At 27.1% G+C, this 14,067-nt stretch carries 16 protein-coding genes and 1 riboswitch; of the genes, 13 read left to right on the forward strand and 3 right to left on the reverse strand.

Translation table 11 applies throughout. From position 1 onward, the window contains the following. The first annotated feature begins 6 nt into the window (after positions 1 to 6). Genes fbaA through AVANS_RS01835 form a run of 7 tightly spaced genes read left to right on the forward strand, consistent with a single transcriptional unit; the run spans position 7 to position 6,196 of the window. Complete coding sequence (gene fbaA, locus AVANS_RS01805; protein ID WP_239817952.1) at positions 7 to 1,056, forward strand: class II fructose-bisphosphate aldolase; 1,050 nt, start codon at positions 7 to 9, stop codon at positions 1,054 to 1,056. Between the two features lies 1 nt (position 1,057). Then, positions 1,058 to 2,137: a MotA/TolQ/ExbB proton channel family protein gene (locus AVANS_RS01810; RefSeq protein WP_239817953.1), complete on the forward strand. Its 1,080-nt coding sequence runs from the start codon at positions 1,058 to 1,060 to the stop codon at positions 2,135 to 2,137. Then, positions 2,130 to 3,119, forward strand: coding sequence for an OmpA family protein (locus AVANS_RS01815; RefSeq protein WP_239817954.1), 990 nt, complete (start codon positions 2,130 to 2,132; stop codon positions 3,117 to 3,119). Before AVANS_RS01810 ends, AVANS_RS01815 begins: the two co-directional genes overlap by 8 nt. Further along, complete coding sequence (locus AVANS_RS01820; protein WP_239817955.1) at positions 3,100 to 4,047, forward strand: glycosyltransferase family 9 protein; 948 nt, start codon at positions 3,100 to 3,102, stop codon at positions 4,045 to 4,047. The genes AVANS_RS01815 and AVANS_RS01820 overlap by 20 nt, the downstream gene beginning before the upstream one ends. After that, complete coding sequence (locus AVANS_RS01825; RefSeq protein WP_239817956.1) at positions 4,044 to 4,919, forward strand: lipid A biosynthesis lauroyl acyltransferase; 876 nt, start codon at positions 4,044 to 4,046, stop codon at positions 4,917 to 4,919. The genes AVANS_RS01820 and AVANS_RS01825 overlap by 4 nt, the downstream gene beginning before the upstream one ends. Continuing rightward, the gene (locus AVANS_RS01830) at positions 4,916 to 5,797 is read left to right on the forward strand and encodes a glycosyltransferase family 9 protein (protein WP_239817957.1); all 882 of its coding nucleotides are present in this window, start codon (positions 4,916 to 4,918) and stop codon (positions 5,795 to 5,797) included. The genes AVANS_RS01825 and AVANS_RS01830 overlap by 4 nt, the downstream gene beginning before the upstream one ends. Before the next feature lie 51 nt (positions 5,798 to 5,848). Beyond that, on the forward strand, positions 5,849 to 6,196 hold the full coding sequence (locus tag AVANS_RS01835; protein ID WP_239817958.1) for a cupin domain-containing protein: 348 nt from the start codon (positions 5,849 to 5,851) through the stop codon (positions 6,194 to 6,196). A gap of 9 nt (positions 6,197 to 6,205) precedes the next feature. Here AVANS_RS01835 and AVANS_RS01840 read toward each other — a convergent pair whose 3' ends face one another. From AVANS_RS01840 to pnuC, 3 genes are all read right to left on the reverse strand, one after another. Next, a complete protein-coding gene (locus tag AVANS_RS01840) occupies positions 6,206 to 8,620 on the reverse strand; it encodes a hypothetical protein (protein ID WP_239817959.1) in 2,415 nt (804 codons plus the stop codon). A gap of 85 nt (positions 8,621 to 8,705) precedes the next feature. After that, positions 8,706 to 9,335: a thiamine diphosphokinase gene (locus AVANS_RS01845; RefSeq protein WP_239817960.1), complete on the reverse strand. Its 630-nt coding sequence runs from the start codon at positions 9,333 to 9,335 to the stop codon at positions 8,706 to 8,708. Then, positions 9,332 to 9,940 (reverse strand): nicotinamide riboside transporter PnuC, encoded by a 609-nt coding sequence (gene pnuC, locus AVANS_RS01850; RefSeq protein WP_239817961.1) that lies wholly within the window; start codon positions 9,938 to 9,940, stop codon positions 9,332 to 9,334. The genes AVANS_RS01845 and pnuC overlap by 4 nt, the downstream gene beginning before the upstream one ends. Then, positions 9,929 to 10,016: riboswitch (TPP riboswitch) on the reverse strand. (Overlaps the previous gene by 12 nt.) Before the next feature lie 89 nt (positions 10,017 to 10,105). Between pnuC and rpsO the strand changes: the two genes are divergently transcribed. The 6 genes from rpsO to AVANS_RS01880 are packed head-to-tail and all read left to right on the forward strand — an operon-like array spanning position 10,106 to position 14,060. Continuing rightward, positions 10,106 to 10,378 (forward strand): 30S ribosomal protein S15, encoded by a 273-nt coding sequence (gene rpsO, locus AVANS_RS01855; RefSeq protein ID WP_239817962.1) that lies wholly within the window; start codon positions 10,106 to 10,108, stop codon positions 10,376 to 10,378. A gap of 29 nt (positions 10,379 to 10,407) precedes the next feature. Further along, entirely contained in the window at positions 10,408 to 10,821 is a 414-nt protein-coding gene (gene ybeY / locus AVANS_RS01860; RefSeq protein ID WP_239817963.1) for an rRNA maturation RNase YbeY, read from the forward strand. 48 nt (positions 10,822 to 10,869) lie between these two features. Further along, complete coding sequence (gene yajC, locus AVANS_RS01865; RefSeq protein ID WP_239817964.1) at positions 10,870 to 11,163, forward strand: preprotein translocase subunit YajC; 294 nt, start codon at positions 10,870 to 10,872, stop codon at positions 11,161 to 11,163. Further along, on the forward strand, positions 11,156 to 12,742 hold the full coding sequence (gene secD, locus AVANS_RS01870; protein ID WP_239817965.1) for a protein translocase subunit SecD: 1,587 nt from the start codon (positions 11,156 to 11,158) through the stop codon (positions 12,740 to 12,742). The genes yajC and secD overlap by 8 nt, the downstream gene beginning before the upstream one ends. Beyond that, complete coding sequence (gene secF / locus AVANS_RS01875) at positions 12,742 to 13,716, forward strand: protein translocase subunit SecF (protein WP_239817966.1); 975 nt, start codon at positions 12,742 to 12,744, stop codon at positions 13,714 to 13,716. Before secD ends, secF begins: the two co-directional genes overlap by 1 nt. Further along, positions 13,716 to 14,060, forward strand: coding sequence for a DUF6394 family protein (locus AVANS_RS01880; protein WP_239817967.1), 345 nt, complete (start codon positions 13,716 to 13,718; stop codon positions 14,058 to 14,060). The genes secF and AVANS_RS01880 overlap by 1 nt, the downstream gene beginning before the upstream one ends. Positions 14,061 to 14,067 lie beyond the last annotated feature (7 nt).

A 14,067-nucleotide genomic window follows, 5' to 3' on the forward strand; every position in this document is an offset into this window, starting at 1 on the left:
ATAAAAATGGGTGTTTTAGATTTAGTAAAACCTGGCGTAATTTATGGTAAAGACTTAGAGCGTGTGTATGCGTATGCAAAAGAAAATAATTTTGCAATTCCTGCGGTAAATGTGGTAGGGACTAATTCTATAAACGCCGCATTAAAAGCAGCTAAGGCTGCTAATTCTCCTATTATTATTCAATTTAGTAATGGAGGAGCTAGTTTTTTTGCAGGTAAAGATTGTCCAAATGCTGCTACTTTAGGAGCTATTGCGGGTGCTAAATATGTTCATGAAGTTGCAGCTGCTTATGGAGTTGTAGCAATTTTGCATACCGATCATGCTGCTAAAAAGCTTTTACCTTGGATAGATGATTTAATTAAGGCTAATGAAGAATTTTATGCAATTCATAAAAAACCTTTATTTAGCTCTCATATGCTTGATTTAAGCGAAGAAAGTTTAGAAGAAAATATTGAAATATCATGTGAATATTTCAAGAAATTTAACGCTTTAGAAATTGGTATAGAAATTGAATTAGGTTGCACTGGTGGTGAAGAAGATGGCGTTGATAATACAAATATTGACAATGCTAGACTTTATACTCAACCAAGTGATGTTGCAAAAGCTCATAATGAGCTTAGCAAAATCGGAACAAATTATACAATAGCAGCAAGTTTTGGTAATGTTCATGGTGTTTATAAACCAGGCAATGTAAGACTTGAGCCAGTGATTTTGCATAATTGTCAAGAATATTTAGCAAAAGGACAAAAGCCACTTAATTTCGTATTTCACGGAGGAAGTGGTAGTGAAGCAGAAAAAATCACAGAAGCTATTAGCTATGGTGTAATCAAAATGAATATAGATACCGATACTCAGTGGGCGTTTTGGGATGGTGTTCGTGAATACGAAGCTAAAAATCATGGATATTTACAAGGACAAATCGGAAACCCTGAAGGTGAAGATAAGCCAAATAAAAAATATTATGATCCAAGAATGTGGCTACTTGCAGGTGAAAAATCTATGCAAGAACGCTTAATGCAAGCATTTAGCGAGTTAAATTGTATTAATAGGAATTAATTTGCGTAATTTAACAAATAAAAAGAAGAAAAGTGTATTTTCTTCTTTTTTGATTTTAATCTTTTTACCATCTTTAGTTTTTTTGTTAGCTGTTTTGGCTTATTTAAATATTTTACAACTTACTATGCCACTTCATACTATTATAATGTGTGGGGTATTGCTTTTATTTGCTATGTTTTTTGCACCACAAAACGAGTATTGCGTGCATGCAAAAATCAAAAAAAATTCAGATATTTTTGAAAGCGATTTAAAAGATTATATAAAAGAAAATTCTTTAAAAATTGATGAAGTAAGTAAGGTAAATGCTAGTTTTGATGAGTTTTTTGATATTTATTTACATAAGTTAAAACCGCTTTCATTTGGATATATTGCAAGTGCAGTTTTTCCTATGTTAGGGATTTTAGGGACTTTTATTAGTATTGCTATATCAATGCCAAATTTTAAGGTTGAGAATTCTTTTGCTTTAGAAGGAGAAATTACCTTATTATTAGGTGGAATTGCTACTGCTTTTTATGTTTCAATTTATGGGATTTTTCTTACTATTTGGTGGATGTTTTATTCAAGATTAGGCTTAGCAAAAATTAACGATTTTAAAGAAAATTATAAGTTTAATTCTAAAAAATATTTTTGGAGTAAAGAAGAATTACAAAGGCTAACTATTAAGAAAAATACTGACTTGTTTATAAGTAATAATGCTTTATTAAACAAGCTTTATGATAATGAGTTTTTCAAAGAATTAAGCAAGCTTCATCAAGAAAAATTATTAACATTTTCAGAATTATTTAAATCTTATGAAAAAATTGCTCTAGTTCATACAAGTTTAGCTCAAAAATCGCTTGATTTAAGCAATAAAAACAATGAAGAATTGCAAAAAAAATTAGATGAGTTTAAGAATAGAATAGAAAAAAGTGTAAATGATTTTTCAAAAATAAAAGATGAATTAGAAAATAAATTGCTAGATTTTAAAGACGCATATTTAGAAGAAAAGCACGAGTTTAAAATAGTTGATGAACTAAAGGCTGATATTGAAAATCTTAGCAAAGAGGCTAATCAAGTATTAGATAAATTGCATAATGTGTAATAAAGATAATAATAATTTTTGGATAGTTTATGCTGATTTAATGGCTGGGCTTTTATTTGTCTTTATTTTGCTATTAAGTGCTATTGTTTTAAAGTATATTTTTACTCAAAATGAGCTTAAAAACGAGCAAAAACATTTAGATGAATCAAAGGCTTTAATTATTAGCAAAGATGAATTATTAAGCAGTCTAAATCAAGAATTATCAAGGTTAAACATTGTTTTAAACGACGAATTAAACAAAAATAAAGAAGCAGATGAATATATAAAAGAGCTTTTATTTACTCTTGATGAAAATACAAAAAATAAAGATGAATTATTAAAAAATATTGATGAAAAAGATGCAAAGATTTTAATACTTTTAAAAAGCCTAGAAGATAATGAGCTTAAGATTAAAGATAAAGATAATAAATTAAATGAATTAGCAAATGAACTTAGTAATTTTAAGCTTGAATATAATAAATTAAAAAACAATAAAACAAGGCTAATTCAAGCCTTGCAAAATAAATTATCTAATGATATTTTAATCAATCTTAATTCAGGAAGCATAAGTTTAAATGCTAATATTTTGTTTGATAGTGCAGAGTTTAATATAAAAGATGAAGCTAAAGCTGAACTTAAAAAGACTTTGAGTAATTATTTTGATGCGATTTTAAGCTCACCTGAAATCTTAGCTAATATTGATAGCATTATTATTGAAGGGCACACAGATAGCGTAGGCGGATTTACTTATAATCTTGAATTATCTCAAAAAAGAGCCTTAGAGATTATGAAGTTTATTAATTCATTTTATAAAGATAAAAGGCTAGAAAAATTACTAACTGCAGTCGGCAAAAGCTATAATGAATTAAAATATAAAGATGGCGTAGAAGATAAACAAGCAAGCCGTAGAATTGAAATAAAATTACAATTTTCAAATGAAGCAGCGATTAAGGAATTTGAAAGCGTAATTACAAAGGATTTAGGTGAAAATAGCAATAATTAGACTAAGTGCAATGGGCGATATTTTTCATATGTTATGGCATATAAATTATATTAGACAAGCTTATCCTGATGCTAGAATTGATTTTTTTGTTGATTCAAGATTTTATTTTTTATTAGAAGGCTTGGTTTGGTTTGATAATGTTTATTCTTTGCCTTTAAAAAAATCTCCATTAAAAGCATTAAAACAAATTAAAAATCTTAAAAAAACTTATGATATTAGCATTGATTATCAAGGAAGAATTAAATCGGCTTTTATTGCAAATTATTTAAGCTCTAATTCTTATGGCTATGCTAAAAACGGCTTAAGAGAAAAATTGGCTTTTCATTTTTATAAAAATCATTGCGATTGTGAGTATTTAGAAAATGTATATAAAAGAAGTCTTGAGCTTAGTAAATTTGCTTTAAAAGATTTAAAAATAAAAGAGATTAAATCAAGCGATGTTTTAATTTATAATGAAGAAAAAACGAATGCTTTATTAGAAAAAATAAAGCCTTTTATAAAAGATGATTTCATACTTTTACACAATGGCTCAAGTAAGATTAATAAAATGCTTCCTTTAGAAAAATTAATTAGTATTTGTTCAAATTCCGATTTTAAATTCTTGCTTGCTTGGGGCAATGAATATGAGCTAAATAGAGCTAAAGAAATTGCTTTAAAATGCTCTAATGCGATTGTTTTGCCTAAAATATCTTTAAGCGAATTAGTATTTTTAAGCAAATACGCAAAGCTAATAATAGGAAATGATAGTGGGACAACCCATATTGCAGTGGTTTTAAATCGTCCTAATATCACCTTTTTAAACGAAAGTGATAAAAAACCAGCGAGTAGATTAATAAGCCCATTTGATATTCAGCATTATTTTTATAAATTTAGTGATGTTGATACAAAAGAAGTTGTAAAAATCATAGAAAAGGTGGTAAATAATTGAAAGAGTATTTATATATTTTCACATTTTATTTTTTTAATTTTTTATTAAAATTAATACCAAATAAATTATTAAAAATATTTGCAAATTTTATAGGTTTTATAGCTTTTAAATTAAACAAAAAACATAGAGCAATAATTTTAAAAAACTTAGAATATTTTTGCAAATTAGCAAAGCATCCACAAAGTTTAGAACTTACAAAAAGAGTTTATAAAAAGTTTGCTTACTATATTTTATCAATGGTAAAAAACCAAAACATAAGCAAAGAAAATTTATTAAAACAAATAAAATTATTTAAAAACGATGAATATTTAAAAGAGCTTTTAGATAGGGGCGAAAAGATAGTATTTACTACAGCTCATTATGGTTATTGGGAGATTCTTCCTGCTGCAGTTGCGATTAAATATAATTGTAAAATTAATATTATAGGTCGTGCTTTAGCAAGTCCTAAAATCAATGCAATTCTTACAAAATATAGAGAAAAATTCGGAATAAAATTAATAGAAAAAACAAATGCTTTAAGACCTATGATAAAAGCTTTAAATAATCATGAATTAGTTGGAATTGTAAGCGATCAAGATGCACATATTAAAGAAAGCAGTGAGTTTTTACTATATGGCAAAAAGGTAACTCAAAGCAATGCTGCAAGTATGGTTGCTAAAAGATGTGAAGCGTATTTGTTACCTGTTTATATTTATGAGATTAATGATGGATATTGCATAGAGTTTTTTAAGCCATTAAATGCAAAAGAATTAAGCATAGAAGAGCTTAGCTTTTATCAACTTGAATGCACCAAAAAAATGTGGGAGAAAAATCCTAGCGAGTATTTTTGGTTTCACAAAAGATTTAAAACATTTTATGAGGATGAGTATTGAAAATATTTATATATTTACCAAACTGGCTTGGTGATGCGATAATGGCAGCAGGTGCAATCAATGCGCTTATAAAAAAATTTCCTAATGCAAAAATTACTTTTTATGGAAGTTTTATAGCCTGTGAAATTTATAAAAACTTAGGCGAAATAATAGTAGAAAAAAAGGGCGAAAGGCTAAAACAAATAAAGAATTTAAAACAGGAATTTGATTTAGGAATTAGCTTTAAAGCAAGCATTTCATCTAAGGTGCTTTTATTTATGCTAAAGGCTAAAAAGAAGTTTTATTTTAACGCTAATAAAAGCGATAATACTCATCAAGTTTTAAAATATTTTAATTTATTAAAAGAACTTAATTTAGACGATAATCTAAACACTCAAATCCCTTATAAAAAATTAAAAACAAAAAAATTATTAGGCATAGCCGCAGGTGCAAAATATGGAGCTGCTAAGTGCTATGAACCTAGTTATTTCGCACAAATTGCAAGCACTTTTAAAGACCATAAAATAATTCTTTTTGGCACAAAAAACGAAAGTGATATTTGTAATATCATTGAAGAAGAGCTTAAAAAATATAATATAAAAGCAATTAATTTATGCGGAAAAACAGATATAAAAAAATTATGTCTTGCAGTATCTAGCCTTGATTATTTACTAGCAAATGATAGTGGGATTATGCATTTAGGGGCAAGTTATAATGTAAATGTATTAGCGTTTTTTGGACCTACTAATATTTACCAAACTTATCCATATTGTAAAAACGGAAAATTATTTTCATTAAAACTACCTTGTTCTCCTTGTGCAAAAAGAGTTTGTCCGCTTAAACATCATAAATGTATGAAAGATTTAATCCCAGAAATAGTCTTAAAAGAATTAAGATAAATCAAGTCCTAATTATAAAAAAAGTAGTAATATATTCTTAAAGGAGATATTATGAAGTTCAATACAATTTATGAGATTAAAGACTGGCAAGGCAATGCAAATGAGCTAAAAATCACACCTATTTATGATGATGAAACAAACAAAGAAATACAAATAATTTTACCAAAAGATAAGATTATGAAAGAACATAGTGCAAATGGCGTTATCGTTGTTCAGGTTTTAAAAGGTGAGATTGATTTTAGTGTAGAATCTAAGGTAATAAATCTAAAAGAATTAATGAGTATAAAATTAGCAAGTGGTATAAAACATAGCTTATTAGCTAAGCAAGATAGCATAATTAGATTAAGTCTTGCAAAAAGTGATAGTTTTGCAAGAGTTAAGAATGTAGAGATTATTTAAGTATTGAGTTTAATTTCTAAACTCAATACTAAAACTTGAATTTGAACTAATCACATTAGTTGAATAAGTTCTAATTAAATCTTTTACATATTCATTATTTTGTTTGTTTTTATCAAGTTCAATTAATACTTCTCCGTTTGAAAGCTTATCTATTCTAGAATTATAATCGCTTTTAAATGTAATTGCATTTATGATATTTACTAGGCTTTCTAAATAATAATGTCCTAAAGAGCTTTTTGTATTATATAATTCTTTTAATCTGCCCGTTTTATCAACATAATGCGTATTTAAATCCTTTGCTTGTAGTTTGATATATTTAGCATTTTTTGGTGCTTTTAAATCTTTATAACTAGCGTTTGCAAATATGAAAGAATAGTCTTGATTTAGCAAATTACTAACTCCATCTATTTTAATTTCGCTTGTTTTATCTATGCTAAATTCATTTGCCATAGGATTTGATACAGCTTTGTTCGTTGGAGAATAGTTATTTGTTTCATAAAATTTTGTATAGCCGATTTTTGTTATAAATTCTAAATCTTTTTCTTTAGCTAAATAATTTTTAGCAATATTGCTTAATTTATTATGAGTAATATTTACACTTTTATTTAATTCATCTAATTTGCTATCATAGGCTCTATTTAGAACACTTTTTGTGGCAACAAAATTCATTTTTATATTTTGATTACTTATGTTTATTGATTTTTCTTTTAATTTATTAGAATAAATTCTATATCTTTTAGCAGCATTTATGTCGTTATTATCTAAAAATCCTAAATTAAATTCTATATTAATATCATTAGGAAAATACTTATAAACTAACTTAGAACTATCGTTTATTCCGTGATTTTTAACAATAATAGGAAGCTCAAGAGAATGAGTAAAATCACAATTTAATCCAACGCATTTGCCTAAATCCGCTTCACTTTGTCCTATAACTTCATCACTAAATAAAACTGCATCTGAAAGATTATTTGAAGTTTTAATATCTTCTAATACTTTTGTTGTATTGCTTTTAAAATCTATGTTAATTTCATTTATTCTAACATTGCAAGAGATTTTGCCATGAGAATTAACTACATCAGAATAGCCATTTAAATGGCATTTTCCATTAGCTATATCGCTTCCTACGAAATCATTTTCTTTAAAGGTTATTTTGCCTTGATTTGAGAATGGATATGCGATTTTAAGCTCTAATTCTCCTAAAGAATTAATCATAGCAGGGTTAGTTTTGCTAACTTTATTAAAGTTTATATTTTCTAAATCAAACTCATATTCAGTGCCAAAAGAGTTTAAAACTTTTAATTTAGCAAGTTTTACACCTAAATTACCAACTTTTAAAATTCTATTTTGAGTATCATAAATTGTTGCTTTTATTTTGCTTGTAGGAATATTTGTTTGAAAACTATCATCAACATTTACTTCAATATCTTCTAATTTAATTGCCGAAGGTCTTATCATAAAAGCTCTACATACAGGCATAGACCTAGCTCTTCCTTGTGCATTTATTTCTTGATAGCAAATATCGTGCTTTCCTACGGTTGTATTTATAAACTCAATTACATAATCTCCAGTAGGAAGTCCATTTCCATCAGCTCCATCAGGATTTACAACATAATCTTTCAAACAGCCTGAAAAATCACATTTTTTATAAATAATTATTTTATTACTTTGCCCTGAACTATGATTTACACTATCAGTATTTGAGAAAAACTTAATTTTATTTTTTGTTGCAGTTTGAATTAATCCTATATAAACATCATCGCCAACTACTCTTGTATATGCCTCATTAGCAATTGCAGCCTTACCACTATCAAGTTCGCTTAGCATTGGTCTTAGCTCTTCGCCAGGTTTTGGCTCAGTATTTTTAATCTTCCATATACTTCCAAAAACTAATTTTTTACTCTCTCCTATTTCATCATAAATAAAAGCGATTTTTGGTTTATTTATAGTATTAAAAAACATTGCTAGATTATTGCTATCATAGATATTTTCTATTTCAATTTCTACAAGCATTATATCGCTAGTATTTAGCTTAAAATCTCTTATAAAAAATTCCATTTTGCTCATATTTATATAATCTAATAAGTTCTTTTTGCTTTCTAAGTCTATTTCATTTGTTTTTTCATAAGTATTGTTATTTCTTGTAAGATTTGTAAGTTTTACTTTGTAAGATATTTGATATTGTCTTATTTTAGACATATCAAAGGTTTTGTTATTTTTATAAATTGATTCTATTATTAATTCAGGATTTTTTGTATAGATTGGATATTTTGTATTATTTATAACACCTTCACCTTTTTTAAAAAAATCATATTTGCTATTAAAAGTGATTTTAACTGCATTAAAATCAGGATAAAAATTTTTAAAATTATCATTAGCTAAAAGTGTAAAAAAAGTAATAAATAATAATATTATTTTTCTCATATCATTCCTTGTTTTTAATTTTAAAATCTAAGATTATATTAAGTTAAATTTAATTTCTAAATTCCTATTTTAAATTCTTTTATTTTTAAAGAAAATTTAAATAGACTAAAAGCTCTTTATTATCGTGGTTTTCTATACTAAAAGTATTTTTTAAAGCTTCGTTTAATGTGCCTATATTTAGGTATTTAAAAGAAAAATTATTTAGTTCATATTTTAAATTCTTTGAGCTAAATTTGGCTTTTTTATCAAGGCAAAATAATGATATTTGCTGACCTTTATAAGTATTGCAAGTAAAACTTGAGTTTTTTATAAAAAACTCTCCATAATTTGTAATCATTTTTAAATTAACCTTGTTTTTAGAGCGATTTTTTAATTTAAAATATTGAAATAAAAGAGCAATATTTGCAATAAAATGATCATCTCTTTTGCCACCAGCTCCAAGTATATAAATATTATTAAAATCCATTGTTAGAGCGTATTTATAAGCTTTTGTTAAATCATTTGTGTTTTGGTTTTTTACTTTAATTATTTTTGCTTTTGTATTTGTGTTTTTAAAGCTATCTAAATCTCCTATTATTACATTAGGCTCAATTTTTAATCTTAAAAGCTCATTTGCAGCCCCATCACAAGCTATTAAAAAATCAGCATTTTTAAGATAATTTAGCGGTATTTTGTGAGTACAAAACTCACCATTAGCAAGGATTACGCAATTCATTTTATATCCTTTTTCCAAGAAAATAAATAATAAACTCCTAATACAAAAAACAAAATCATAAGCACAAGCATTGCTAAATTGCTAGAATTTTCAAGATAAAGCCTTGTCCAAATATAAATTGAAACAATATTTGAAATGCTTATATAAATATAATGATTTATTATTTTTTTTAAGCTTAAAATAGTTGCTATAAGCCCACTTGCAAATATAAAGCTTTCAAGATAAACAAACCTTGAGTCTAAATCTTTTAAATGAAAAGAATAAATATAAGAAATAAAAATAATTAATATAAATATTAAGATTGATTTAAAAGGGCTTAATTTACTTATACACACATCTTTTTTCCAAGAAAAAAACCCATAAATCATCATAGGAAAATAGCAAAATAAATAAAGATAAACTTCTCCAAAAAGTTTATTCAAATATGCAATATAAGCGTAAATTAAGGCATTAAATACACCTATAATAAAACAAAATTTATTCTTTACTCCCATAAACAAAACATAAGCAATTCCACTAAATAAAGCAAAGAAATTTAAAATATCACTATTTGTAAAATAAGAAAAAATTAAACTAAAAATAAGTGAAGATAAAAGTAAAATCATAAATACTCCTTAATCAGCATTACCTGTCCAAGTTCAATGGGTCTAATCTCAGCTAAACGCACCCCATAAAATAAAAACTTAATTATATTATTAAAAATTAATAAACTTATTAATCAATTTATTTTATAATCACGCCTTTTAATTTACACCAATTTGGAGGTCAAAATGGCTTTGGATTCGGCAAGAAAAGCTGAAATTATCAGCAAATATGCAAGATTTGGTGGCGACACAGGTTCGTCTGAAGTTCAAATTGCTTTACTTACAGAAAGAATTGCAGTTTTAACAGAACACTTAAAAGTATTTAAGAAAGACTTTTCATCAAGACTAGGACTATTAAAATTAGTTGGTCAAAGAAAAAGACTTTTAAAATATTTAAAAGCTACAAAATACGATGTTTATGTTAAATTAATTAACGAGTTAAACATTAGAGATAAATAATTCTAAGCCCCTTTTTGGGGCAAAATATCATGATTTTATACGACAACTTAGAAGAAATTACCTACCTTGAAAAACTAGCAAATCGTTTAAGTTCTAAAGACATTGAACTAGTCTTAACAAATAACGATGAAATGCAAGAAATTAATAACAATACAAGAAATATTGATAAAACTACCGATGTTTTAAGCTTTCCACATGATAACACTTTTTTAGATACTAATTTCTTAGGCTCTTTGGTTATAAATATGCAATTAGCACAAGAAAAAGCAAATGAATTAGGTCATAGTTTAGAAGATGAGGTTTCTTTGTTATTTATTCACGGAATGCTTCATTTATTAGGTTATGATCACGAAGTTGATAATGGAGAAATGAGAGAGCTTGAAATTAAATTAATTAATGAATTTAATTTACCTACTAGCCTTATTGTAAGAACTTTAGATTAAATCTTTTTTTGTAGAATGTCCGTTATTTCAATTTTTAAAGGATATTTTATGGAACAAAATGCGTTAATTCAATTCTTACCTTTAATCGTATTATTTGCGATTTTTTATTTTTTGATTATTCGCCCACAACAAAAACAAGCAAAAGCACATAAAGAAATGTTAAATGCGCTTACAAAAGGCGATAAAATAGTTACAAATGGCGGTTTAATCGTAGAAGTTGTAAAGGCTGAAGAAGATTATTTAAAAATTAGAATTAATGATGATGTTGTTGCGAAATTAGACAAAAATTTCGTAGCTAGAAAGTATGAAGATAAAATAGAGAAAGCTTCAAATAATGCGTAATCAAAAAACAAAAAGCATTACATATCGCTTTTATGTTTTAATATTTGTTACACTTTTTGGCGTATTACTAAGTATGCCAAGCTTTTTTGCAACGAAAGGACCTAAGATTAATTTAGGTCTTGACTTGCAAGGTGGTCTTCATATGCTTTTAGGCGTGGAGACAAATGAAGCTATCAAATCAAAAGTAAAATCAATCGCTTCAAGTATTAATTATTCTTTTAATAAAGAAAATATTTTAACTGATGGATTTAAAAGTGGTGATGGTGTAATACATTTTGAAATATTAGATAAAGATGATGCTGTTAAAGTAGATAAAATTTTAAAAGAATTAAAAGGCTTAAAAGTAGAAATTAATAATGCTTTTTATGAGATTAAATTAACTCCTGAAGAAGAGATACAAACTGCAAAATTTGCAATAGATCAAGCAGTAGAAACTATTAGAAATAGACTTGATTTATTTGGTCTTTCAGAGCCAACTGTTGCAAAACAAGGAGAAGATAAAATTCTAGTTGAAATTCCAGGCATAAAAACTGCAGAAGATGAACAAAGAGCAAAAGATTTAATCGCAAAAGCAGCGCATTTACAATTAATGGAAGTAGATAAAGCTAAAAGAGATCAAGGAAATATCTTAACAGCAGAAGAAGCTGCTAGTTATGGCGATATAATATTACCTGATGTAAAAGACAAAACTATTAAGTATGTTTTAAAAGAACTGCCTATTTTAGATGGCTCAATGCTAATTGATGCTAGAGTTGGCTTTTCGGATAAGACTGCTCAACCTGTGATTAATTTTACGCTTAATTCAGAAGGTGCAAAAATATTTGGAGACTTTACAGGCAAAAAAGTAGGCCATCAATTAGCTATTGTTTTAGATGGTAAAGTTTATTCAGCACCTAGAATTAATGAAAGAATAGGCGGTGGAAGTGGTCAAATTAGTGGAAATTTCAGCGTTGAAGAAGCACATGATTTAGCAATTGCTTTAAGAAGTGGAGCTTTACTTGCACCTGTAAAATTATTAGAAAAAAGAAGTGTAGGACCTAGCTTAGGTGCTGATAGTATAGAGCAAAGTTTAGTGGCTTTATTAGGCGTATTTTTAATGATAGTTGTATTTATGGGAGTTTATTATGGAATTAGTGGTTTATTTGCCAATATTGCCTTAATTTCAAATATATTCTTATTAGTAGCTGTTATGGCGCTTTTTGGAGCTACACTAACACTTCCTGGAATGGCAGGTATTGTTTTAACCGTTGGTATGGCTGTTGATGCGAACGTTATTATTAATGAGCGTATTAGAGAATTAATTAGAGATGGGGTTAATTTAAAAGATGCTATAAATAATGGCTATCATAATGCTATGAGTGCTATTTTAGACTCTAACTTAACTACTTTAATTACAAGTGCTGCTTTATATGCTTATGGAACTGGAGCTATAAAAGGCTTTGCAGTAACTATGAGTATAGGAATAATTGCATCAATGATTACAGCAATTATTGGAACTCATGCTTTATTTGATTTATTTGCGAATCGTATTGAAAAAAGTGGTAATACAAGACTTTGGTTTGGTTATAGGAGAGTGTGATGCAAGTATTTACAAGTAGAAAAATTTATGATTTTATGAAACTTAGATTTGCATCTATTGGCTTATCTTTAGTTTTAGTTTTAGGTTCAATTATTTTATTATTTACACAAGGTCTAAATTATGGAATTGACTTTAGTGGTGGAACTTTAGTTCAAATTAAATATAATGACAAAAATGCTCCTTTAGATGAAATTCGCAATATTTTAAATCAAAATGAAGCTTTAAAAGGTGCTAGTGTTACTGAGTTTGGAAGTGCTAGCGAGATAGTCATTAGGTTTTCAGCTTCAAGTGATAGTTTAGGAAAAGATATAGGTGATAGCATTGTAAAAATGCTTGAAAAAACTGGTGATATAGAATTAAGGCGTGTTGATATTGTTGGACCAAAAGTAGGTGGAGAATTAAGACAAAAGGGCTTAATGGCAATTTTGGTTTCATTTGCACTTATTTTAGTTTATATTGCAGTAAGATTTGAATGGCGTTTTGCTATGGCTGCAATTATTAGTGAAATTCACGATATTGTTATTGTAATGGGAGCAATTTCATTATTTCAAATAGATGTAAATCTTGATACTTTAGCAGCAATTTTGACCGTTTTAGGATATTCGCTAAATGATACAATTATTATTTTTGATAGAATTCGTGAAAATATAAAAGAAAGCAAAAGCACTGATATTGGTAGCATAATAAACGAAAGTGTATCAGCAACCTTATCAAGAACTACCCTTACATCAGGAACTACTCTTTTTACGGTTTTAATTTTATTCTTTTATGGTGGAGATATGATTCATGGGTTTTCACTTGCTTTAATAGTTGGTGTAATTGCAGGAACTCTAAGCTCAATTTTCGTTGCTAGCCCACTTTTAATGTGGTTTAATTTTAGCGTTAGTAATTATAGAGAAAAAGAGCTTGATAAAATTAGAAAAAAAGAAGAAAAAGAGCGCCTTCGTGCAATGTATGAAAAAGGACAATTATAATGGATTTTGGAAGAGTAATTCATATATTTTTTACATTAATGAGTTTAACTACTACTGCTGGATTTTTATATTATCAAAGTCCAGTGGCTTTATTTATAGCTGCGAGTATTAACCTAATATCTACTTTTTTAAAAATTGGGGTTAGAAATATTTTAAGCACAGAAATTTTTGCAAGTTCGCTTGTAACTGATGTGCATTTGATTATTGCTTTTGTTTTAACTCAAGTTTATGGAATGAGTATGAGTAGTTTAGTTTATAGCATGACAATAGGTGCTGTAATATCTAACGTATTTACATTAATTTTAGTATTAATTGAAGCTATAAAAAATAAAGATGAATTCTAAGGATTGA

Source organism: Campylobacter sp. RM5004 (genome assembly GCF_022369455.1).
Classification (GTDB): domain Bacteria; phylum Campylobacterota; class Campylobacteria; order Campylobacterales; family Campylobacteraceae; genus Campylobacter_E.

Coding starts and splice junctions, on each gene's coding strand:
- AVANS_RS01840 (WP_239817959.1), bottom strand. CDS start 8,620: ATGAGAAAAATAATATTATTATTTATTACTTTTTTTACACTTTTAGCT.
- ybeY (WP_239817963.1), top strand. CDS start 10,408: ATGATTTTATACGACAACTTAGAAGAAATTACCTACCTTGAAAAACTA.
- AVANS_RS01880 (WP_239817967.1), top strand. CDS start 13,716: ATGGATTTTGGAAGAGTAATTCATATATTTTTTACATTAATGAGTTTA.
- AVANS_RS01845 (WP_239817960.1), bottom strand. CDS start 9,335: ATGAATTGCGTAATCCTTGCTAATGGTGAGTTTTGTACTCACAAAATA.
- secF (WP_239817966.1), top strand. CDS start 12,742: ATGCAAGTATTTACAAGTAGAAAAATTTATGATTTTATGAAACTTAGA.
- secD (WP_239817965.1), top strand. CDS start 11,156: ATGCGTAATCAAAAAACAAAAAGCATTACATATCGCTTTTATGTTTTA.
- fbaA (WP_239817952.1), top strand. CDS start 7: ATGGGTGTTTTAGATTTAGTAAAACCTGGCGTAATTTATGGTAAAGAC.
- rpsO (WP_239817962.1), top strand. CDS start 10,106: ATGGCTTTGGATTCGGCAAGAAAAGCTGAAATTATCAGCAAATATGCA.
- yajC (WP_239817964.1), top strand. CDS start 10,870: ATGGAACAAAATGCGTTAATTCAATTCTTACCTTTAATCGTATTATTT.
- AVANS_RS01835 (WP_239817958.1), top strand. CDS start 5,849: ATGAAGTTCAATACAATTTATGAGATTAAAGACTGGCAAGGCAATGCA.
- pnuC (WP_239817961.1), bottom strand. CDS start 9,940: ATGATTTTACTTTTATCTTCACTTATTTTTAGTTTAATTTTTTCTTAT.
- AVANS_RS01815 (WP_239817954.1), top strand. CDS start 2,130: ATGTGTAATAAAGATAATAATAATTTTTGGATAGTTTATGCTGATTTA.